At 61.5% G+C, this 22,237-nt stretch carries 17 protein-coding genes; 14 read left to right on the top strand and 3 right to left on the bottom strand.

Annotated elements, in window-relative coordinates; all coding sequences use genetic code 11:
• Nucleotides 1-153 precede the first annotated feature (153 nt).
• The 4 genes from ABEG21_RS15150 to ABEG21_RS15135 all read left to right on the top strand — a co-directional run bounded on the left by ABEG21_RS15150 (nt 154) and on the right by ABEG21_RS15135 (nt 5,453).
• Nucleotides 154-1,398, top strand: coding sequence for a sarcosine oxidase subunit beta family protein (locus tag ABEG21_RS15150; RefSeq protein WP_347557474.1), 1,245 nt, complete (start codon nt 154-156; stop codon nt 1,396-1,398).
• A 65-nt stretch (nt 1,399-1,463) separates the two neighbouring features.
• Nucleotides 1,464-1,802, top strand: a complete 339-nt coding sequence (locus tag ABEG21_RS15145; protein ID WP_347557473.1) for a sarcosine oxidase subunit delta — start codon at nt 1,464-1,466, stop codon at nt 1,800-1,802.
• Nucleotides 1,799-4,813 carry a sarcosine oxidase subunit alpha family protein gene (locus tag ABEG21_RS15140; RefSeq protein ID WP_347557472.1) on the top strand — a complete coding sequence of 1,005 codons (3,015 nt, stop codon included), beginning with the start codon at nt 1,799-1,801 and terminating at the stop codon, nt 4,811-4,813. Before ABEG21_RS15145 ends, ABEG21_RS15140 begins: the two co-directional genes overlap by 4 nt.
• Nucleotides 4,803-5,453, top strand: coding sequence for a sarcosine oxidase subunit gamma (locus tag ABEG21_RS15135; protein ID WP_347557471.1), 651 nt, complete (start codon nt 4,803-4,805; stop codon nt 5,451-5,453). The genes ABEG21_RS15140 and ABEG21_RS15135 overlap by 11 nt, the downstream gene beginning before the upstream one ends.
• Before the next feature lie 30 nt (nt 5,454-5,483).
• On the opposite strand, the gene ABEG21_RS15130 is transcribed toward ABEG21_RS15135, so the two are convergent.
• Nucleotides 5,484-6,488 (bottom strand): GlxA family transcriptional regulator, encoded by a 1,005-nt coding sequence (locus ABEG21_RS15130; protein WP_347557470.1) that lies wholly within the window; start codon nt 6,486-6,488, stop codon nt 5,484-5,486.
• A gap of 278 nt (nt 6,489-6,766) precedes the next feature.
• On the opposite strand from ABEG21_RS15130, the gene ABEG21_RS15125 reads away from it, so the two are divergent.
• The 9 genes from ABEG21_RS15125 to ABEG21_RS15085 all read left to right on the top strand — a co-directional run bounded on the left by ABEG21_RS15125 (nt 6,767) and on the right by ABEG21_RS15085 (nt 18,224).
• Nucleotides 6,767-7,738, top strand: coding sequence for a dipeptidase (locus ABEG21_RS15125; protein ID WP_347557469.1), 972 nt, complete (start codon nt 6,767-6,769; stop codon nt 7,736-7,738).
• Nucleotides 7,739-7,827: 89 nt separating this feature from the next.
• Nucleotides 7,828-8,361, top strand: a complete 534-nt coding sequence (locus ABEG21_RS15120; RefSeq protein ID WP_347557468.1) for a DUF5943 domain-containing protein — start codon at nt 7,828-7,830, stop codon at nt 8,359-8,361.
• Nucleotides 8,362-8,418: 57 nt separating this feature from the next.
• The gene (locus ABEG21_RS15115) at nt 8,419-10,482 is read left to right on the top strand and encodes an NADH:flavin oxidoreductase (protein WP_347557467.1); all 2,064 of its coding nucleotides are present in this window, start codon (nt 8,419-8,421) and stop codon (nt 10,480-10,482) included.
• 2 nt (nt 10,483-10,484) lie between these two features.
• A complete protein-coding gene (locus tag ABEG21_RS15110; RefSeq protein ID WP_347557466.1) occupies nt 10,485-12,401 on the top strand; it encodes a (Fe-S)-binding protein in 1,917 nt (638 codons plus the stop codon).
• Nucleotides 12,402-12,403: 2 nt separating this feature from the next.
• Complete coding sequence (locus tag ABEG21_RS15105) at nt 12,404-13,687, top strand: electron transfer flavoprotein subunit alpha/FixB family protein (protein WP_347557465.1); 1,284 nt, start codon at nt 12,404-12,406, stop codon at nt 13,685-13,687.
• A complete protein-coding gene (locus ABEG21_RS15100; RefSeq protein WP_347557464.1) occupies nt 13,684-14,472 on the top strand; it encodes an electron transfer flavoprotein subunit beta/FixA family protein in 789 nt (262 codons plus the stop codon). Before ABEG21_RS15105 ends, ABEG21_RS15100 begins: the two co-directional genes overlap by 4 nt.
• Nucleotides 14,473-14,497: 25 nt before the next feature.
• Complete coding sequence (locus ABEG21_RS15095) at nt 14,498-15,799, top strand: aromatic ring-hydroxylating dioxygenase subunit alpha (protein WP_347558109.1); 1,302 nt, start codon at nt 14,498-14,500, stop codon at nt 15,797-15,799.
• A gap of 99 nt (nt 15,800-15,898) precedes the next feature.
• Nucleotides 15,899-17,206 carry a hybrid-cluster NAD(P)-dependent oxidoreductase gene (locus tag ABEG21_RS15090; protein ID WP_347558108.1) on the top strand — a complete coding sequence of 436 codons (1,308 nt, stop codon included), beginning with the start codon at nt 15,899-15,901 and terminating at the stop codon, nt 17,204-17,206.
• A 160-nt stretch (nt 17,207-17,366) separates the two neighbouring features.
• A complete protein-coding gene (locus tag ABEG21_RS15085) occupies nt 17,367-18,224 on the top strand; it encodes a glycine betaine ABC transporter substrate-binding protein (RefSeq protein ID WP_347557463.1) in 858 nt (285 codons plus the stop codon).
• Between the two features lie 107 nt (nt 18,225-18,331).
• Here the strand turns inward: ABEG21_RS15085 and purU are convergent, their stop codons facing one another.
• Both purU and ABEG21_RS15075 read right to left on the bottom strand, forming a co-directional pair.
• Complete coding sequence (purU, locus tag ABEG21_RS15080; protein WP_347557462.1) at nt 18,332-19,210, bottom strand: formyltetrahydrofolate deformylase; 879 nt, start codon at nt 19,208-19,210, stop codon at nt 18,332-18,334.
• A 173-nt stretch (nt 19,211-19,383) separates the two neighbouring features.
• Nucleotides 19,384-20,289, bottom strand: coding sequence for a cation diffusion facilitator family transporter (locus tag ABEG21_RS15075; RefSeq protein ID WP_347557461.1), 906 nt, complete (start codon nt 20,287-20,289; stop codon nt 19,384-19,386).
• A 367-nt stretch (nt 20,290-20,656) separates the two neighbouring features.
• Here ABEG21_RS15075 and ABEG21_RS15070 point away from each other — a divergent pair, with 367 nt between their 5' ends.
• A complete protein-coding gene (locus ABEG21_RS15070) occupies nt 20,657-22,195 on the top strand; it encodes a methyl-accepting chemotaxis protein (protein WP_347557460.1) in 1,539 nt (512 codons plus the stop codon).
• Nucleotides 22,196-22,237 lie beyond the last annotated feature (42 nt).

Raw genomic sequence — 22,237 nt, 5'->3', positions numbered from 1 at the left:
CCGTCCCACGCCGATGGCAGATTCGTTCTATCGCTGACATTTCCGTCAGGATCAAATGGCCAGGGTGCCGGATGTGCCATCTGGGCCGGCAACGGCGTCGATTGCGGCAATCGGACCGTGCCGATGAATCCCCCGCTTTGAAGGAGTCAGGCCATGAGCCGCTACTCGATTTTCAGCCTGCTGCGCAATGGCATGTCCTATAACGAAAATTGGGAACGCCAGTGGAAGAGCCCCGAGCCTAAAAAGGCCTACGACGTCGTCATCGTCGGCGGCGGCGGCCACGGCCTGGCCACCGCCTATTATCTGGCGACCGTGCAAGGCGTGCGCAATGTCGCGATCCTGGAGAAAGGCTGGATTGGCGGCGGCAACACCGCGCGTAACACGACCATCGTGCGCTCGAACTATCTCTGGGACGAATCGGCCGCGCTGTACGAGAAAGCGATGACCTTGTGGGAGGGGCTGTCTCAGGACCTGAACTACAACGTGATGTTCAGTCAGCGCGGCGTGCTGAATCTGGCGCATACGCTACAGGATATTCGAGACACGGAGCGGCGGGTCAATGCCAATCGGCTCAACGGGGTGGATGCGGAATACCTGACGCCGGAGCAGATCAAGGAGATCGAGCCGACGATCAATCTGAACAGCCGTTATCCGGTGCTGGGCGCATCGATCCAGCGGCGCGGCGGCGTCGCACGCCATGACGCGGTGGCCTGGGGTTTTGCACGCGGCGCGGACCAGGCCGGCGTCGACATCATCCAGAACTGCCAGGTGATTGGCATCCGCCGGGACGGCACGCAAGTAACCGGCGTCGAGACGACGAAAGGACTGATCAGCGCGAAGAAAGTGGCCATCTGCGCCGCCGGCAATACCAGCACGCTTGCGGATATGGCGGGCGTGCGTCTCCCGCTCGAAAGCCATCCGTTGCAGGCCCTGGTTTCCGAGCCGATCAAACCGATCATCAATACCGTGGTGATGTCCAATGCGGTACATGCCTATATCAGTCAATCCGACAAGGGCGATCTGGTCATCGGCGCCGGTGTCGATCAATACACCGGTTATGGCCAGCGCGGCAGTTTCAATGTCATCGAAAGCACGCTGGAAGCGATCGTCGAGATGTTCCCCACCTTGTCTCGGGTGCGAATGAACCGGCAGTGGGGCGGCATTGTCGACGTGACCCCGGACGCCTGCCCGATCATCAGCAAGACCGACGTCAAGGGCCTGTATTTCAACTGCGGTTGGGGTACCGGCGGCTTCAAGGCTACCCCCGGTTCCGGTTGGGTCTATGCGCACACGATCGCGCAGGATCAGCCGCATCCGTTGAATGCGCCGTTCTCATTGGATCGCTTCTACACCGGGCATCTGATCGACGAACACGGCGCGGCCGCCGTCGCGCATTGAGGCGTTGTCAGCATGGCTGTCGCTTGCCGGTCCATCCGGCGACCCAGGAATGGAGGAGAAGCATCATGTTGTTGATCGAATGTCCCTGGTGCGGGCCACGTGCCGAAAGCGAATTTACCTGCGGTGGCGAGGCCGATATCGCACGTCCCCTGGAAGGCGAAACGATGTCGGACCGTGAGTGGGGCGACTATCTGTTCATGCGGCAGAACACGCGGGGACTGCACCGCGAACAATGGTTGCATGCACAGGGCTGCCGGCGTTGGTTCAAGGCCGAGCGCGATACGGTTAGCTATGTGTTCCAAAAATACGCCTTGTTCGACAGTCCCCTGGTCGACAGCCAACACGCGTCGCATTCGACGGCGCTGCCTGCCGCATCCCAGCAACAACAAGGAAGCGAATCATGAGCCAAGCGGATCGACTTTCGGCTGGCGGTCGCATCGATCGCACGAAGCCGCTGACTTTTACGTTCAACGGACGGCGTTACCAAGGCTATCAGGGCGATACGCTGGCATCGGCGCTGCTGGCCAATGGCGTGCACTTCGTCGCGCGCAGCTGGAAATATCACCGCCCGCGCGGCATCGTCACGGCCGATGTGGCCGAGCCGAATGCGGTCGTGCAACTGGAGACGGGCGCTCATACGGTCCCCAATGCGCGCGCAACCGAGATTGCGCTCTATGATGGGCTGGTGGCATCCAGCGTCAACGCGCGGCCGAGTCTCGAAAAAGATCGACTGGCGATCAACCAGAAAATCGCGCGTTTCATTCCGGCCGGCTTTTATTACAAGACGTTTATGTGGCCACGCCGTTTCTGGCCGAAGTATGAGGAGCTGATCCGCGATGCGGCCGGCCTGGGAACGGCCCCCACGCAACCCGATGCCGACCGCTACGACAAATGCTTCGCGCATTGCGATGTCCTGATCGTCGGCGGCGGTCCGAACGGCTTGGCCGCGGCATTGGCTGCGGGCGCTTCCGGCGCGCGCGTGATCCTGGTCGACGATCAGCCCGAACTCGGTGGCGCTTTGCTGCATCACCCAGTACGTATCGATGGCGAACCCGCGATGGCCTGGGTCGGCGCGACCGAAGCGGCGTTGCGCGCCATGCCCGAGGTGCGCATCCTGTCGCGTTCGACCGTCTTCGGTTATCAGGATCACAACCTCCTGACGGTGGCGCAGCGCCTGACCGACCATTTGCCGCTAGCCGCGCGCAAGGGGTCGCGAGAGCTGCTGTGGAAGATTCGCGCGAAGCGGGTGGTACTGGCGACCGGGGCGCAGGAACGTCCGCTCGTATTCGGCAACAACGATCTGCCGGGTGTGATGCTGGCGTCGGCGGTATCGACCTATCTCCGTCGCTATGGCGTGTTGCCGGGACGCAATGCCGTCGTGTTCACGAACAACGACGACGGGTATCAAGCCGCGCTCGATTTGCGCGATGCCGGCGCACAAGTGATCGTCGTCGATCCGCGTGGCACGCAGTCGGGCGGCGCGCTACCGGCACAATGCCGTGCCCGCGATATCGAGATTCGCCACAATAGCGTCGTCAAGGCGGCGCGGGGGAGCACGCGCATCGCCGCCGTCGAAATCGTGCCGTATAACGGCGGCGTTTTGGGAACGCAGCAAAGCACGCTGCACTGTGACCTACTCGCGATGTCCGGCGGCTGGTCGCCAATCCTGCATCTGTTCGCCCAGTCCGGCGGCAAGGCGCGATGGGATGAGGCCGCCGCGTGCTTTGTGCCGGGCGTCAGCGTTCAGCCGGAGGTCAGCATCGGCGCGTGCGCCGGTGATTTCAGGCTTGCGCACAGCATGCCCTTGGCGCTGCACGCCGGTGTCGCGGCAGCGCGGGCGGCGGGCTTCGACGGCGTCATCCCGCGCGTGCCGCACGTGGACGCGCGTGCCGACGCGGCAAGTTTGCCCCTATGGCTGGTCGGCGATCGGACGCTGGCGACCCGTGGGCCGAAGCAATTCATCGATTTTCAGAACGATGTGGCCGCTGCCGACATCTTCCTCGCGGCACGCGAAGGCTTCGAATCGGTCGAACACGTGAAGCGCTATACGGCGATGGGTTTCGGCACCGATCAAGGCAAACTGGGCAATATCAACGGCATGGCGATCCTGGCCTCGGCGCTGGGAAAGACCATTGCCGAAACCGGCACGACGACGTTCCGGCCGAATTACACGCCGGTGACGTTCGGCGCGATCAGCGGTCGCGAGCACGGTGATTTCTTCGATCCGATCCGAAAAACGGCCGTGCATGAATGGCATGTGGAAGCGGGCGCCGCCTTCGAGGACGTCGGTAATTGGAAGCGTCCCTGGTACTTCCCGCGCAATGGCGAGTCGATGCATGCGGCGGTTCAACGGGAGTCCCTGGCCGTACGCGGCAGTGTCGGCATTCTCGACGCCTCGACGCTCGGCAAGATCGATATCCAAGGCCCGGATGCCGCCACGTTGCTGAACTGGGTCTATACCAATCCGTGGAGCAAGCTCGAAATCGGCAAATGCCGCTATGGCCTGATGCTCGATGAGAACGGCATGGTCTTCGACGACGGCGTCACCGTGCGTCTCGCCGAGCAGCATTACATGATGACGACGACGACGGGCGGCGCCGCGCGCGTGCTGACATGGATGGAGCGATGGCTGCAGACCGAATGGCCGCATTTGAAGGTGCGGCTGGCATCGGTGACGGATCATTGGGCCACGTTCGCGGTGGTTGGGCCGAATAGTCGAAAGGTCTTGCAGAAGGTCTGTAGCGATATCGACTTTGCCAATGCGGCGTTTCCGTTTATGAGTTATCGCAACGGCACGGTGGCCGGCGCGGCGTCGCGCGTCATGCGGATCAGCTTCTCCGGCGAGCTGGCGTACGAGATCAACGTGCCGGCCAATGTGGGCCGTGCGGTCTGGGAAGCGCTGATGGCTGCCGGCGCGGCGTACGACATCACGCCGTACGGGACCGAGACGATGCATGTATTGCGCGCCGAGAAGGGCTATATCATCGTCGGCCAGGATACCGATGGATCGATGACCCCTGGGGATATCGGCATGGGCGGTCTGCTGGCGAAGTCGAAGGACTTCATCGGTAAGCGTTCCCTTTCGCGATCCGATACCAATAAGGCGGGTCGCAAGCAGTTGGTCGGCTTACTGACGACGGATTCGCAGCAGGTCCTGCCCGAGGGCGCGCAAATCACGGCCGCGCCGGTGACGATGTCCGGCGCCACCGCCATCGTGCCGATGCTGGGGCACGTGACGTCCAGTTACTACAGCCCTATCTTGAAACGTTCGATTGCGCTCGCGGTGGTGAAGGGCGGCCTCGACAAGATAGGGACCGCCGTCAATATTCCGCTCGCAAACGGCAAGAATGTCAGCGCGACGATCAGCAGCACGGTGTTTTACGACAGTGAAGGAGCGCGGCAACATGTTGAATGAGTCGAACGTCACGGCCGATGTGCTCGACCGCGCGCTGGCCGCCGGGGTGTGGCAGGAGTCGCCGTTGGTTGGGCTGGATGCATTGCTGGGCGCGGATCAGGCGCGCGACAAGACGGTCTTCCGTCTGCGCGAACGGCCGTTTCTCGAATTGGTGAATATTCGTGGCGATGCGCGCGATCCGGTGTTCGTCGAGGCGAGCGAATCGATCCTCGGCTGTCGTCCGCCGACGCAACCGAATACCGTCGCGCGGGGCACGCATCACGATGTGCTTTGGCTCGGGCCGGATGAATGGCTTGCGCGCTCGACGCTGCCGCACGACGCCGCATCCGCCGCGCCGCTCGAGCAAGCGCTGCGGACGCGATTCGGCACGACCTTCGCGTCTGCCACCGATGTCGGCAGTGGGTATACCGTGCTGCATATCAGCGGCAGCCAGGTGCGCGACGTGTTGTCCCGCGGTTGCCCGCTCGATCTGCACCCGCGCGTTTTCACGATCGGCCAGTGCGCGCAAAGCCTTTACTTCAAAGCATCGCTTACGTTGATGCAGACTGCCGAAGACACGTTCGAATTGATCATTCGCCGCAGTTTCGCCGATTACTTCGTGCGCATCATGCTCGATGCGGCGGCGCCTTTGCGCACGTAAATCAGCAACGACGCGCGCCGGGTATAGCCGCTAAGCCGCGGCGCGAACGCCCCCGACGAGGGTGCCGAGGCTCGGCAACTGACGGCGTCGGTCCGTGGTGGGGGCGGTGCCGAACGCTTCGCGATACGACTTGCTGAAATGGCAAGCCGATTGAAAGCCGCAGGCGACGGTGATCGTCATGATCGACATATCGGTTTGCATCAGCAGCTCGCGCGCCCGACGCAAACGCAGCGTCAGATAATAGTGCGTGGGCGTCACACCAAGGTGCTCCCGGAACAGCCGTTGCAGTTGTCGCTGCGACATGCCGGCCAGGCTCGCCAGCGCATTGCGTGAAAGCGGCTCCTCGATATTGCTTTCCATCAAGGCGATTGCTTCGAATAGCGATTTATTCGCTGAACCCAGGCGCGCGACCAATGGCATTTTCTGCTGGGCCGACGTATCGCGCACGTGCTCGATAATGAATTGTTCCGCGATCTGCGTGATGATGGCGGTGCCCACCCGCGGCGCGATCAGATGCAACATCATATCGAGCGGCGCCACGCCACCGGTGCAGGTCACCCGGTCGCGATCGATGACGAATAATTCCTTGAGGAAGCGGGTTTGCGTGAACTCTTCTTTCAGCGCCGACAGATTTTCCCAATGGATGGCGCACGCATATCCCTCTAACAGACCGGCGCGGGCCAAAGCATAGGTGCCGGTGCAGAGGCCGCCTAGCGCGCTGCCCTGCCGTGAGAAGCGTCGCAGTGTGGAGAGATGCTCCGGCCGCGTCTCGCGTTGCGCGTCGATCCCGCCGATGACGAAGACCATATCGGGCGTGCCGCACGCGTCGGCCGCCATGCTGTCGACGGCCAATCCGTTGCTGGCACTGACCGGGCCGCCCTCGGGCGTGATCACGGTCCAACGGTAGATATTTCGGCCCATAAGATAGTTGGCCATCCGCAGCACTTCTATCGCGTTGACGAACGCAATCATCGTGAAATTGGGCAGTGGCATCAGCGCAAAATGCGTCAGCGATGCGATGCGTTCTGGTGACATGGGGCGTCCCGGCAATTATTCTTCTACATCGTGCTGGGCACACTATGCCATCGAAAAAAATCACCGGGGGCCGTTTACACGCGCCCCCTGGGGAAATCCGGATAACGGCGCACGGGCCGTTATCCCGAGTCCATGCCACGGCGCCCAAAACCGCGACTTGCCGGAATTCGACGTCGGTGTCGGAAAAGGACAAGAACACGTCTGAAAACGAAAATTGACGCGGAATAGGCGCATCAAAAATAGATGCACGACTTGACCACGCCACCGCGGAGCACACGATGTCTACCCTGCACGACGACAGCATCATCATCGACGGTCTGAATATCTCCCGCTTTGAAAAGTCCGTGTTCGACGATATGCGAAAAGGGGGCGTGACGGCGGTGAACTGCACCGTCTCGGTATGGGAAAGCTTTCAGAAAACCATCGATAACATCGCGGAGATGAAGCAGCAGATTCGCGCCTACAGCGACATCCTGATGCAGGTCCGGACGACGGCCGACATCCTGACGGCAAAGGCGCAGAACAAGACCGGCATCATCTTTGGTTTCCAGAACGCCCACGCCTTCGAGGACAACCTCGGCTATATCGAGACATTCAAGGAGCTGGGCGTCAATGTCGTCCAGCTTTGCTACAACACGCAGAATCTGGTGGGCACCGGCTGTTATGAACGCGACGGTGGTCTGTCCGGCTTTGGTCGCGAAGTAATCCAGGAAATGAACCGGGTCGGCATCATGGTCGACCTCTCGCATGTGGGCGGCAAAACGTCGTCGGAAGCGATTGCGGCCTCGAAGAAGCCGGTTTGTTATTCGCATTGCTGCCCCTCGGGTTTGAAGGAACATCCGCGCAACAAGAGCGACGAACAATTGAAAGAGATCGCCGATGCGGGCGGCTTCGTCGGCGTGACGATGTTCGCGCCGTTCCTGAAGCGGGGCATCGATGCATCGGTCGAGGATTATCTGGAAGCGATCGAGTACGTCATCGATGTGATCGGTGAAGACAAGGTGGGCATCGGCACGGACTTCACGCAAGGCTATTCGACCGAGTTCTTCGATTGGATCACGCACGACAAGGGTCGGTATCGCGAGCTGACCAAATTCGGCAAGGTGGTCAATCCGGAAGGGATCCGCACGATCGGCGAGTTTCCGAATCTGACGGTGGCGATGCAGCGCGCCGGCTGGGGCGAGGCGCGTATCAAAAAAGTCATGGGCGAAAACTGGATGCGGATCTTCGGCGACGTCTGGGCCGTCTGAGCGGCGCAACGGGTTTTCCGCCGTCCGAACACGCGGCGCCCGGTCTGGGCGTGCGCGAAAGCATTCATGCCAAAAAAGGAATTTTTGCGATGCAACCGCAACTGCCAATCGACGTCGATCCCGAAACCGGTGTCTGGACGACGGACGCTTTGCCGATGCTGTATGTGCCCCGGCATTTTTTTACGAACAACCATATCGCGGTCGAAGAAGCGTTGGGCCGGGAAGTCTATGCCGAGAGTCTGTACAAGGCCGGATACAAATCGGCCTATCACTGGTGCGACAAGGAAGCGGCGCAGCACGGCATCAGTGGCATGGCGGTGTTCGCGCACTACTTGAACCGTTTGTCGCAACGCGGTTGGGGATTGTTCACCATCGTCGAATCCGATCCGACGCGTGCACACGCGGTGGTGCATCTACATTTCTCTTCATTCGTGTTGGCGCAACCGGAAGCACGCGGCAAGCTCTGCTATATGTTCGCGGGGTGGTTCGCGGGCGCGATGGACTGGGTCAACGACACCGTCGCGGAAGGGCAAAACAGGGGGCCCGCGTCGCAGTCGGTGGAGTCCCAATGCGCCGGCGAATGCCATGGGCATTGCGTGTTCGTCGTCTCGCCGCGCGGCTAGCACGGGCATATCGCTGCGTGATGTGCCGATAAACGAAGTTCATGAGGTCGAGCAGCAATGCGCTATCCCCATCTTTTCAAGCCCTTGACGCTGAACCGGCTGACATTGCGCAATCGGATCGTCAGTACCGCGCATGCGGAGGTGTATGCGGAGCCCGGCGGCTTGCCTGGGGATCGGTATATCCGCTATTACGAAGAAAAAGCCAAGGGCGGCGTGGGGCTGGCCATCTGCGGCGGATCCAGTCCCGTCTCGATCGACAGTCCGCAGGGTTGGTGGAAGTCGGTCAATCTGTCGACCGACAAGATCGTCGATCCGTTGGCGCGTCTCGCCGAAGCGATGCACCGGCACGGCGCGAAGATCATGATTCAGGCAACGCATATGGGGCGGCGCTCATCTTATTATGGCGAGCACTGGCCGCATCTGATGTCGCCCTCCGGCGTACGCGAGCCGGTGCATCGCGGCAATGCGAAAATCATCGAGGTCGAGGAAATCCAGCGCATCATCGGCGACTTCGCGGCGGCGGCAAAGCGTGTCAAAGCGGCCGGCATGGACGGTATCGAGATCTCGGCGGCGCACCAGCATCTGATCGATCAATTCTGGAGTCCGCGTACCAATTTCCGGACCGACGAATGGGGCGGCTCGCTTGCAAACCGGCTGCGATTCGGCAAGGAAGTGTTGCTGGCCGTGCGCGAAGCGGTGGGCGCCGACTTCTGCGTGGGTCTGCGCATGTGCGGTGACGAGTTTCACGAAGACGGACTCGACCATGAGCAGTTGAAAGAGATCGCGCACGCGATGTCCGAGACGGGATTGATCGATTACATTGGCGTTATCGGCTCCGGTGGGGATACGCATAATACGCTCGCGAATTGCATGCCGCCGATGGCGCTGCCGCCGGAGCCGTTCGTGCATCTGGCGGCCGGAATCAAATCCGTGGTGTCCGTGCCGGTCATGCATGCCCAAAGTATTCGAGACGCCGCGCAGGCCGAGCGTTTGCTTGAAAACGGCATGATCGATCTGGTCGGCATGACGCGGGCGCAGATCGCCGACCCGCATATGGTGATCAAGATTCGCGATGGTCGCGAAGACGAAATCAAGCAATGCGTCGGCGCCAATTATTGTATCGATCGACAATACCTCGGTCAGGACGTGCTCTGCGTGCAAAACGCGGCAACGTCACGCGAAGCGACGATGCCTCATGTCATCGCACCGTCGTCCGGCCCGAAGCGCAAGGTCGTGATCGTGGGTGCGGGTCCCGCGGGGCTGGAAGCCGCGCGGGTGGCCAGATCACGCGGCCATGACGTGGTGCTTTTCGAGAAAAACGCGCAAGTAGGCGGCCAGATTTTGCTGGCGGCGAAAGCGCCGCAGCGCGAGCAGATGGCCGGTATCGTCCGCTGGTTCGATATGGAGACGAAGCGGCTGGGCGTGGATCGGCGCCTCGGGACGGCGGCCGACGACAAGATGATCATGGCGGAGAAGCCCGATATCGTCATCCTCGCCACCGGTGGCAGCGCTTTCACGCAGCAGGTGCCGGCCTGGGGCGTGGCGGAGGGGCTCGCGGTCAGTGCCTGGGATATCCTCTCCGGCAAGGTCGCGCCGGGAAAGCGCGTGCTCGTTTATGACGGCATCAGCACGCATGCCGGTGCCGGTGTAGCGGATTTCATCGCGAGCCGAGGCGGTCAGGTCGAGATCGTCACGCCGGATGTCAAGGTCGCGGATGACGTGGGCGGCACCACATTCCCGATTTTCTATCGTCGCCTCTATGCGCAGGACGTGATTCATACGCCCAATTTTTGGCTCGACAAGGTGTACGAGGAAGACGGCCAGAAGATCGCGGTGCTGCGTAACGAATATACCGAAGCGCTGCAGGAGCGCGCCGTCGATCAGGTGGTCATCGAGAACGGCAGCACGCCCAACGACGCCTTGTACTGGAAGTTGAAGCCCGAGTCCGTCAATCGCGGGCAGATCGACGTGCATGCCTTGTTCGCTTCCGAACCGCAGCCATCGTTAAGCGAGCCGCTCGGCCGGGGGCGCTTTCTGCTGTTCCGCGTGGGCGATTGCATCTCGATGCATAACATCCATGCAGCGATCTATGACGCATTGCGTCTTTGCAAGGATTTTTGATCATGGCGCCCGTCTACGTGATCACCGTCCTGTTATGGCTGTCCGTTGCCAGTTTGGGCTTTGCAATGGCGCGTCGCGCGCGCTACTGGCGCGCGGGGCGCGCGAGTGAGGCAGGCGAGACCCGCATCTGGCAATTGCTCACGGTGCCAAAACGCTATTTCGTCGATCTGCACCATGTTGTCGCGCGCGATCCTTATATTGCAAAAACCCATGTGGCCACGGCAGGCGGCGCAATCATGGCGATCGCATTGGTTTTCCTGAATTACGGCTTCGCACTGTATGCGCGCTGGCTCGACAAGCTGACGCTGCTGGCCGCGCTCGTGATGTTGGGCGGGGTATTCTTCGTATGGCGTCGTCGTCATGGCGCACAGCCGGCGCCGACGCGCCTGTCCAAAGGCCCGTGGGATGGCCTGCCATGGTTCCTCGGCGCCTTTGCCGCAGGTCTCGTCCTTTGGATGATACTGCCGGCCGGTGCGCTGTCCGGCGCGCTCGCCGTGATCGTCGCGTTACTGATTGCCGCCGGCGCGTATGCGATGACCTTCGGCGCCGCGGCGGGCGGTCCGATGAAGCACGCGATGGCGGGTTTGCTGCATCTGGCGTTTCACCCCAGACAGGAGCGCTTTTCAAGCGGCCCCGTCGCACGGGACGCGGTGCCACCCACGGCGCTGAAGCGCGTTGCGTTGACGGCCGCGGATTACGGTGTCGCCAAACCGGTGGAATTTCGCTGGAATCAATTGCTTGGCTTCGACGCCTGCGTGCAGTGCGGCAAATGCGAAGCGGCCTGTCCTGCTTTCGCCGCGGGTCAGCCGCTCAATCCCAAAAAGTTGATTCAGGACTTCGTCAGCGGCATGGTCGGTGCGAGCGATGCAGCGTATGCCGGCAGTCCGACACCCGGCATTCCGGTGGGACAGCATCATGGCGCGCCGGACAAGCCGTTGCTGGCGTCGATGATCGAAGCCGACACGATCTGGTCGTGCACGACCTGCCGTGCCTGTGTGCAGGAATGCCCGATGCTGATCGAACACGTGGATGCCATCGTCGATATGCGCCGTAATCGCACGCTGGTTAGCGGCGATGTACCGGGCAAAGGCCCGGAGACGCTGGCCAATCTGCGCGAGACCGGCAGCGCGAACGGGCATGACATCGCGGCACGCTACGACTGGGCGGTGGATCTGCAAGTGCAGCAGATCCGAGCGGGACGCCCGGTGGACGTCCTGCTGTTGGCTGGCGAGGGCGCGTTCGACATGCGCTATCAACGCACGCTGCGTGCGCTGGTCAAGATTCTGAATCGCGCAGGCCTTTCTTTCGCGGTGCTTGGCGCGAGGGAGACGGACTGCGGCGACACCGCGCGCCGGCTCGGCGATGAAGCCACGTTCCAACAACGTGCGACGACGCTGATCGCCACCTTGTCCGAATTCGATTTCAAGCGTATCGTCACGGCCGATCCGCACGTGCTGCATAGCCTGCGGAACGAGTACCGGACGTTCGGCGCTTACTTCACGGTACAGCATCATACCGCGCTGATTCAGGAATTGACGGATGCCGGCAAGGTCGTGTCGGCGTTACCGACGGCTCTCTCGGAAAAGCGCATCACCTATCACGATCCTTGCTATCTCGGCCGCTATAACGGCGAAATCGACGCGCCACGGAACGTCTTGAAAGGGATCGGCATTCGCGTTGTCGAAATGGAACGTCACGGCCTGCGTGGACGATGCTGTGGCGGTGGCGGCGGGGCGCCGTTGACCGATATTCCGGGTACGCAGCGTATCCCGAATATCCGGATGGCGGATGCAGGCGCCGTTGGCGCCGACATCGTCGCCGTGGCGTGCCCGAATTGCACGGCGATGCTGGAAGGCGTCCAAGGGGCAAGGCCTGACGTGCAGGATATCGCGGAGCTGTTCGCCGCGGGCTTGGAGTGACGATGACACAGCATTCTGCGCCGAACGGGAGGCCACCGCGCATCACGCCGCGGCGCCCCTTTACCATCGGCCCGTGTGGATTGATCCGCATCACGCTGGGCACCACGCCGTTGGCGGCGCTTTGTGACGACGACGCGGGTCCGCGCCACGACCATCGCCAGACGTCGAGCAAGCCGACACGGTTGGAAAAAGTCGCGGCACGCAGCCTGATGGTGCTGGCGTACTCCGATAGGGGCATGCTCGATGCGCATGCGGCGGAGGCCATTGCGGCCGCTGCCTTGTTGGCCGATGCGGACACCGAGGTCGTCTTGATCGTGTTTGGTGCCTGCCATGATGATGTTGCCGCGCTGGGTGCCGACCGGGTCCTGGTGTATCCCGAAAAGGAGCGGCACCTGTTCGCGCCCGACGCCAGCGTTCAGTTGCTGCGCGCCTGCGTCGATCGCTATCGACCGCTGCACCTGCTGATGCCGGATCGCGCCGGCGAGGCTGACCTGGGACGCCGTTATGCGGCATCGTCCGGGAAGTCCATCGCGACGCAGATCGTCGAGATCGATGCGCATCATGTCGCCGTCTACGCGGACGGCACTCGCCAATTCGCATCGCGGACGGTACCGGACATCGTTCTGCTCGCGCGCAACGCGGTCGTGCCGGCACTCCCGTTCGTGGGGAGCGGCGTAAGGATCGATGCGACGGAAATCGACGCGCTCGCAACGGGTGCCGGAAAGGCGGACACGCGCCCCGCGCGCTATCGCGACCTCGGCCTCGATGCGATGGATTCGATGCGCTTGCCATTGGAAGAGGCCGATGCCATCGTCGCGGGCGGCAACGGCGTACGCGACGTGTCGGCGCTGGAACGTCTCGCCGTTGCCTTGGGCGCCGCGGTGGGCGCGAGCCGCGTGGCCGTCGACGATGGTCGCTTTACCCGCGATAAGCAAATCGGCGCGACCGGCAAGACAGTGGAAGCCAGTGTGTATGTCGCGTTCGGCATCTCCGGCGCGGTCCAGCATCTGCAGGGGATCAAGTCCTGCAGGCATGTGATCGCCGTGAACACCGACGCCAGCGCACCCATCTCGAAACGCGCGAATCTGCTGATCGTCGACGATGCGGAGCGCGTCATCGCGGCCTTGACCGACGTAATCGAGACAGCAAGGACAGCGCACGAGCAATCGCGTGTACCGAGCGCGGCAACGGCAGTGTCGGCGGTGGCGCCGAGCGCATCGGCACCGCGAAGCGCCTCCCGCGACATCGACGCATCGATCGACGAAAACGCCGGAGCCGTGGCATGACGAAAATAGCGGTAATGGTCTCGATAGGGCGTCACCCGGTGAGCGGGACTTGGCGTTACAGCCGCAACGACGCCGCTGCATTGGCCTGTGGCCTGGCACTCGTTGCCGAGGACAGCGCGCAAGCGACGCTCGATGTCTGGCACGCCGGCGACCCCGGCAATCCTGCGCTGCGCGATTACCTGGCGCTCGGCGCTGGCAGGATCAATGTGATGCCGCTTGGCGACGACGAGGATGCAGTGGCGGCCCTCGGCGACGTCTTGAAAAACTACACGCTGATCTTGACCGGATCGCGTGCCGATCTCGGACTGGCCAGCGGCATGGTGCCGTATGCGCTGGCGTCGCGGCTAGGCGCCAGCGTCGTGCCGGATGCCGTGACACTGACGGTGCGAGGGGGCGACGTGGCGGTGCGCCAGTTCCTGCCGAAAGGCGTGCGCCGGACGGTCAGCGCGACGTTGCCGGCCGTGGTCGCCGTGCATCCTTTGGCAGAAGCCACGCCGCGTTTCGCGTATGCCCGCATGCAGGCCGGGCGTGTCGTGACGGCGCAGCGAGCGGCAACGCGCGACGACGCGGCCGCGTCTGGCGTTCATGCCGCGTGGCGCTGGGCGCCGGCCAATGCAAAGCCGGTGCGTTTGGCGGCAGTCGAAAAGCGCAGCGGGCACGCACGGATGCTGTCGGCGACCACGACGGAAAGTCGCGGCGGCAACGTCGTAAATGCAGGTAGTCCTGTCGAAAAAGCACAAATGATCCTGGCGTATCTGCGCGAGCATCAACTCGTTGATTACTGAGAAAACGTCGCATACGGAGCAGATGATGAAGGTGTCGGCGGAGGTTCGCGCATTGGTCGCGCGGCGGGAAAAAGGCTATACCCTCGAAGCGCCCTTTTATACGAGCGAGGCGCTATTCGATGTCGACATGGCGGCCATCTTCAAGCGCCATTGGATCCAGGTGGGCGTGGCGCCGGACGTGCCCGAGCCGGGCGATTTCATCACCGTCGATATCGGCAATGATTCGATTCTGATCGTCCGCGACGACGATATGCGGATCCGCGCATTGCATAATGTGTGCCGGCATCGCGGCGCACGGCTGTGCGAAGAGAGCAAGGGCTCGTTGTCGAATATCGTTTGCCCGTATCACAGCTGGACCTATGATCTGAACGGCAAGCTGTTGTTCGCCGAGCAGATGGGCGATACGTTCGACCGCTGCAAGCACAGCCTCAAGACGGTGCATCTCGAGGAGCTGGGCGGACTGCTCTTTATCTGCCTTGCCGACGACCCTCCCGACGATTTTGCCGCGATGCGCGAGAAGATGACGCCCTATCTGGCGCCGCACGAACTGGTCGACTGCAAGATTGCCGCGTCGATCGATATCGTCGAGGAAGGCAATTGGAAATTGGTGATGGAGAACAATCGCGAGTGCTATCACTGCATCGCGAACCATCCCGAATTGACGATCTCCTTATTCGAGTACGGTTTCGGCTATCAACGTACCGACGACAACGAGGAAGGCATGACGCACTTCGAGGACATCGTCGCGACACGCACCGCGCAATGGGACGCGATGAAACTGCCTTCGGCGGAAATCGATCACCTCGACGATAGGGTGACGGGTTTCCGTACGCAGCGCTTGCCGCTGGATCGGGATGGCGAGTCGCAGACGATGGATGCCAAAGTCGCGTCGCGGCGCTTATTGGGCCGTTTTCAGCGTGCCGATCTGGGAGGACTGTCATTTTGGACGCAGCCGAATTCCTGGCATCACTTCATGAGCGACCACGTCGTCAGTTTTTGCGTGATCCCGCTTTCCGCCGGGCGCACGCTGGTGCGGACGAAATGGCTGGTGCATCGCAATGCGGTCGAAGGCGTCGACTATGACGTCGACAATCTGACGGCGGTCTGGCGCGCGACCAATGACCAGGACCGCGCGCTGGTCGAGCGCTCGCAACGCGGCATCGTCAGCAGCGCGTATCAACCGGGACCGTACTCGCCTTTTACGGAAGGCTTGGTTGAAAAGTTTTCGGCCTGGTATATCGGACGTCTGGAAGCATACGACGCGCTCCCGGACCGTACCGACGATAGCGCTGCATCGCACACGCATGTGATCTCGCTGGTCCGCTGACGCACGCAGCGAAGCGATACACCGGACCGCCCGTCTGGGGGTCTCTTTGCATCGCGGAAAAGGTGATACGACGATGCCGTATTCAAGGTGACGAGGATGATGCGCGATTCCATAGAGTTGACACCCCCGAGTGGGGAGGCGTTCGCGGCGGCCGAACAGTCGCGCCACGCATCGGTTTCCGCGCCAGTGCACCGTGTCGCATCGTCCGGATTTTGGGATGCGTTGGCGCCGCGCTGGCATAGCGATACCGAGGAGACATTGATCTGCGCGCAGGTTCGGCAGGAAACGCACGATGTGAAGACCTTCGTGTTTCACGCGCCGACCGCGCGGACCTTCGTCTACGAGCCGGGCCAGTTCATTACGCTCGAATTGGAGATCGATGGGCAGGCGCTGAATCGGTGCTATACGATTTCGTCTTCTCCCACGCGTCCGCACACGCTGGCAATCACCGTGAAGCGCGTACCGGGCGGTGCCGTTTCGAACTGGCTGCACGATCATCTGCGGCGCGGCGACAGCGTACGCGCACTCGGTCCCGCCGGTGCGTTTACCAGCGCCCGTCATCCCGCGGAAAAATATCTCTTTTTGTCCGCCGGCTCGGGCGTCACCCCGCTGATGTCGATGAGTCGCGCGTATCACGACCTAGCCGAAGATCGCGATATCGTCTTCGTCCATAGTGCTCGGACGCCTGACGATATCGTCTTCGAACATGAAGTGGCCGCGATCGCCGCTGCCCAAACTCAGTTCCGCAGTGCCTTTGTCTGCGAGCGACGTGGCGCGCGGGCCGCATGGTCGGGCGTGACCGGCTATCTGACGCTACCGCTCTTGACGGTGATCGCGCCGGACTACCTGGAGCGGGAGATCTTCGTGTGCGGCCCCGCACCGTATATGAAAGCGGTGCGCGAGCTGCTTTCGGTCGCCGGATTCGATTCGCGTCACTATCACGAGGAAAGCTTTTCTTTCGAGACGATCGTCGATGTCGCCGCGCAACTGGCAACGGCCCATGTGGGCGCCGCCTTGGCGCCCGCCGATCAAAACCTGCTCGCCGATCCGGGCAACTCGACCGAGCCTGTCGAGCTGCCCCACGCGACGTTCGGTTTCCTCGAACACGACGGCATCACGTCCCCGCCAACCGACGCGGTGCCAACGCAGTACACGGTGCGTTTCGAGAAAAGCCGTCGCGATATCGTGTGCGCCAGTGATCAACTGGTGCTGGATGCCGCGAAGAAGGCCGGCGTCCGGATGCCGTCCTCATGTCGCCAAGGGATGTGCGGCACCTGCAAGGTAAAGTTGCTGAGCGGCGAAGTGGACATGCAGCATGCCGGCGGCATCCGTCAGCGCGAGATCGATCAGGGAATGGTGCTGCTCTGTTGCAGCAAGCCGAAATCGGATCTGCTGCTGGATAAGTGAGTATGCGTCGATCGTCCGGATGCCATTGCGCGTCGTATCGCGCCATTGGAGTCGTTTTCGAACAAGTGCCTGTCGCCTGCAAGCAGATTGGCGAATTTATGGGTGGATAAATTGTCTTTGGTTCGTGATGAAACGGTCTACATATAAGGGGTTAAAGGCAATGCGTACGCACGGTAAAAGACTGGCTTTTGCGGCACTCGTGGTATCGACGTTGAGCCTGTCGATGGCGGCGTCCGCTGCCGACAAGCCGACGATCAAGATCGGCTATGTGGACGGATGGGACGACAGCGTGGCGACGTCGAACGTGGCGGCGCTGATTATCGAGAAGGAACTCGGCTATCCGGTGCAGTTGGTTCCGGTCGCCGCCGGCATCATGTGGCAGGGCGTGGCACGCGGCGATCTGGATGCGACGCTGTCGGCGTGGCTGCCCGTCACGCACGCGGACTATTACAAGAAATTCGGTGCCGACGTGAAGGATCTGGGCGCGAACTTCAACGATGCGAAGATCGGCTTGATCGTTCCAGAAAGCGCGGACGTCACGAGCGTTGCCGATCTGGAAGGGAAGAAGGCCGAGTTCGGCGGCCGCATCGTCGGTATCGATGCCGGTGCGGGCGTCATGCGGAAGACCGATGACGCGATCAAGGCCTATGGCCTGAGCTATACCTTGATGCCGAGTTCCGGCGCGGCCATGACGGCCGAACTGGCGCGTGCGGAAGCAGCGAAGAAGCCGATCATCGTGACTGGCTGGAAACCGCATTGGATCTTCGCGAAGTACAAGCTGAAGTTCCTCGACGATCCCAAAAAGATCTTCGGTGAGTCCGAACACGTCGATAATGTCGTCGGCTTGGGCTTGGAAAAGAAAGCCCCGGATGTCGTCGCCTTCTTGAAAAAGTTTCAGTGGAAGCCGGGTCAGATCGACAGCGTTATGCTCGCGACGCAAGGGGGTGAAAAGCCGGCCGCCGCCGCTGCCGATTGGATAAAGGCGCACCAAAGCGAAGTAGACGGTTGGACGAAATAATAAGCAGCACGTCTATGTAGACGCCGCGATATATGCGGCGCGACCCGAGGAAGCCTGACGCCGCAGCCGAATGGACTGCGGCGTTTGCATTTTACGGTGCCTGCTGATTACAGCACGACCGTCCGATCGCCGTTGATGAAGACGCGCCGCTCGATAAAGGCTTTGACGGCACGTGCCAGGGTGATGCACTCGACGTCCCGACCGGTGGCGAGCAATTGCTCGGGCTTGTGCGCGTGATCCACCCGTTCAACTACTTGCTCGATGATCGGACCTTCGTCTAAGTCGTCGGTCACGAAGTGCGCCGTTGCGCCGATCAGTTTGACGCCGCGCGCATGGGCTTGATGGTACGGCTTTGCACCCTTGAAACCAGGCAGGAAGGAATGGTGGATATTGATCACACGGCCTGCGAGCGCACGGCTCGTCTCGGCAGAGAGAATTTGCATGTAGCGGGCGAGTACCAACAGCTCCGCGCCTGAGCGTTCATACAGGCCGAGCAGCGCGCTCTCCTGTGCCGCCTTTGTTTCGGGCGTGATGGGAAGATGGTGGAAGGGGATATCGTGCTGATGCGCCAGCCCTTCGAAATCGCGATGGTTCGACACGATGCCGACGATATCCATTTTCAGCTCGCCCATGCGCCAGCGGAAGAGCAGGTCTGCAAGACAATGCTCGAGTTTCGAGACCATGATCAAGACCTTCGCCGGCCGCGCCTGCGGATGCATCGACCATTGCATGGAAAACGGTCGCGCCACGGTCTCGAATTCGCGCATGACGTCGGCCGGCAATCCTTCGCCGGAATCGACTACATGAAAGACACAGCGAATAAAGAATCGCCCGCTGAGATCGTCATCGTAGACGGTGAATTCGTCGATATAGCAGTGATGCCGTTCGAGAAATCCGGCCACGGCCGCGACTTGACCTGGCGCGCTGGCACAGGTGGCAGTCAAGACCATCCGGGCATTTTTCGACGTATCGGGTAAGGCTGGCATGCTCTCTCCACGCATCAAGAAGCGCCGCGAGCGGGGTGCCGCAGCGGTAGAAGAGAGCAGTTAATCAGACGCCAATTTAAGCCGATAGAAGGGAAGCGCCGTGCGCATGGAAGTCTTTCGCCTTTCGCTTCACGCGCGATTTCGCGCCGAAAAAAGGCCGGTTCCGCGATGGTTTATTGCCGTGCGACGTCAGGCTCGAAGAACACCCAGCGCGCCGCGGGAAAACGCTGCTGCAGTTCCGTCTCCACGTCGTTGATCGCATCGACCTGCGCGCGTCCACTCGGATAATCGATCATCTCGGCCTGCACGGCGACGACGATATGCTCACCCCATTGCAACGTGATGAGGCTGATGATGCTGCGAATTTCGGGACGTGCCGTCAGAAAGGCGCGAATCTCGGCGCGGGTTTCCGGCGCGGCGGACTCGCCGATGATCATCGACTGCACTTCGCGTAGCACGAGGCCGGCCACCAGCATCAGCACCAGTCCGACACCGATGGACCCGCAAGCGTCGTAGACCGGATTGCCGGTCAAGGTAGAGGCGACAATCGCGATAAAGGCAACGGCCAGGCCGAACAAGGCCGCCGTGTCTTCGCCGGTGACCACCAATAACTCGGACTGCCGGGTTTCGCGAAACCATCGCCATATCGACTTGGTCGGGTTGCGGCGGCGGATCTGTTTCAGCGCGCCACGCAGGGAAATGCCTTCCAGCACCAACGACACCAGCAGCACGATGATCGCGACATAGGGATAGGAAAGCGGCTCGTGATGGGCAAGACGATGCACGCCCTCGTAGACCGAAAAGACGCCGCCGATGAAAAACAGCATCAAGGCGACGATCATCGAATAGAAATAGCTGACCCGTGCGTTGCCGAGCGGATGCAACTCCGAGGAGGGTTCCTTGGCGTGACGCAAGCCGACCAGCAGCAATAACTGGTTTGCGCAGTCCGCCAGCGAATGGATTGCTTCCGCGAGCATGGCGCCAGAGCCGGTGAAGGCGGCGGCACCGAATTTGCAAACGGAGATCAAGGCGTTCGCGCCCAGTGCTAAAAAAATGGCGGTTGGGGATTCAGTAGCCATGCATGTCCTAAAAAGGGGCGTTGGTAATGGGGCGCGCCGGGATGCACGTTATTGGTATGGCAATTAGATTAACGTATTTCACTGTAATCGACGCGAAAGGGGGCGCTGCGACAGCCGGCTGCGCCGTACCAGCTCGTCATCACGATTGTCGATAGCGCCTTTAGTAACGACGTCCAGTCAGTCTGTCCCGGCAAATGGCGGTAGCTTTTACCTGAAAAAGTGCCGTTTCGCACTTTCTTTCGATTAACCCTTCACTTTCCATCCCGCACGTCGTTATGACTGGCATATCACGAGACATACCTTCTGCCGCGGCATGCTTTTTCGGCGCATTGCGGCGGCCATTTTCTACCGGAAAGCAGGAATAAGCATGTTCAGCGGCCTCACCATCAAAGCAAAAGTCGGCATTACCATGCTCGCTTTGGCTGTTTTAATGACCGTTATCGGCGTATTGGGTCTGGCCGGCATGTCGTCGACCGACAGCGCCTTCGCCGACACGCACGGCAATAAGATGCCCGGCATGTTGAGCGCCGGCATGGCCAACCTCTTCGTTGCACGGGAACGGTTGAACTACGATCGCGCGGTCATGGTGATCGGGACTTCGGGCGTCGACACCGCCGTCGAGAAAGCGAAAGCGTTTCGCGCGCAAGCCGAGAAGGCGCTGAAGACATACGAGACCTTGCCGAATGCGCCGGGCGAGGCGAGTTTGCAGCAAGCGGTCAGGCAAACGTATGACGCGCATCAGCACATGCTGGATGAAGGCTGGGCGGCAGTGAAGGCCGGCGACGAAACGACGTCGAAGAAGATCGCATCCGATCTGTCGGTACGCTTCAACGAGTACGCCCAGGCAAACGAAGCCTTGTTCGCATTCCAGCAGAATGCCACCGACACGGCCTTCCTTGCTTCGGAAAATCAATTCAAGACGATTCGATTGGCCAGCATTGTCGCGATCGTCTTGGGGATCGGTCTCGCGATCTACTCCTGGCTGGCCTTGCGCCGCGCGATTGGCGCACCGCTCGCGGTGGCGCTGGAACACTTTCAGGCCATTGCAGCAGGCGATCTGACGCGACGCGTGGAGATCCATTCGAACGACGAGATGGGGCAGCTGTTGCAAGGTCTGTCGACGATGAAAACCGGCCTCGCGGAGACGGTCAAGTCCGTGCGGGCAGGCAGCGATGCCATCGCGTCGGCGACCGGCGAGATCTCGGCCGGCAATACCGATCTCTCGTCGCGGACGGAAGAGCAGGCCAGTGCCTTGCAGGAAACGGCGGCCAGCATGGAGCAGTTGACCGGCACGGTGCGTCAGAATGCCGACAATGCCACGCAGGCGAGTACGCTGGCTGCAAACGCCTCCGAGATCGCCTCGCGCGGCAACAAGGTCGTGGTGCAGGTCGTCGAAACGATGGGCGGGATCAATCAAAGCTCGTCGAAGATCGCGGACATCATCACGATCATCGAAGGCATTGCGTTCCAGACGAATATTCTGGCGCTGAATGCTGCGGTGGAAGCCGCGCGCGCGGGGGAACAGGGACGCGGTTTTGCCGTGGTGGCGGGCGAAGTGCGCACACTCGCGCAGCGCTCGTCTACCGCAGCGAAGGAAATCAAGGAGCTGATCGATGCGTCCGTGACGCGCGTGAAATCCGGAACGGCATTGGTCGACGACGCCGGCCGCACGATGACCGAGATCATTGCCGCCGTACAGCGTGTCACCGACATCATGGGCGAGATTGCCGCGGCGTCGAAGGAACAAAGCAACGGCATCGATCAGGTCGCGCAAGCGGTCGCGCAGATGGACGATGCCACGCAACGTAATGCCGCCTTGGTCGAGCAGTCGGCCGCCGCCGCCCACTCGCTGGAAGATCAGGCCGACAAGCTGCGCCAGACGGTGTCGGTGTTCCGCGTCGCTTGATTCTGGTACAGGTCCGCGCCGCCTGCGAGGTCGCGATGCGCC

It is taken from the genome of Robbsia sp. KACC 23696, assembly GCF_039852015.1.
In the GTDB taxonomy this organism is placed as follows: Bacteria; Pseudomonadota; Gammaproteobacteria; order Burkholderiales; family Burkholderiaceae; genus Robbsia.
Note: the sequence above shows the minus strand (reverse complement) of the source record. Positions and strands in the feature narration are given on the sequence as shown.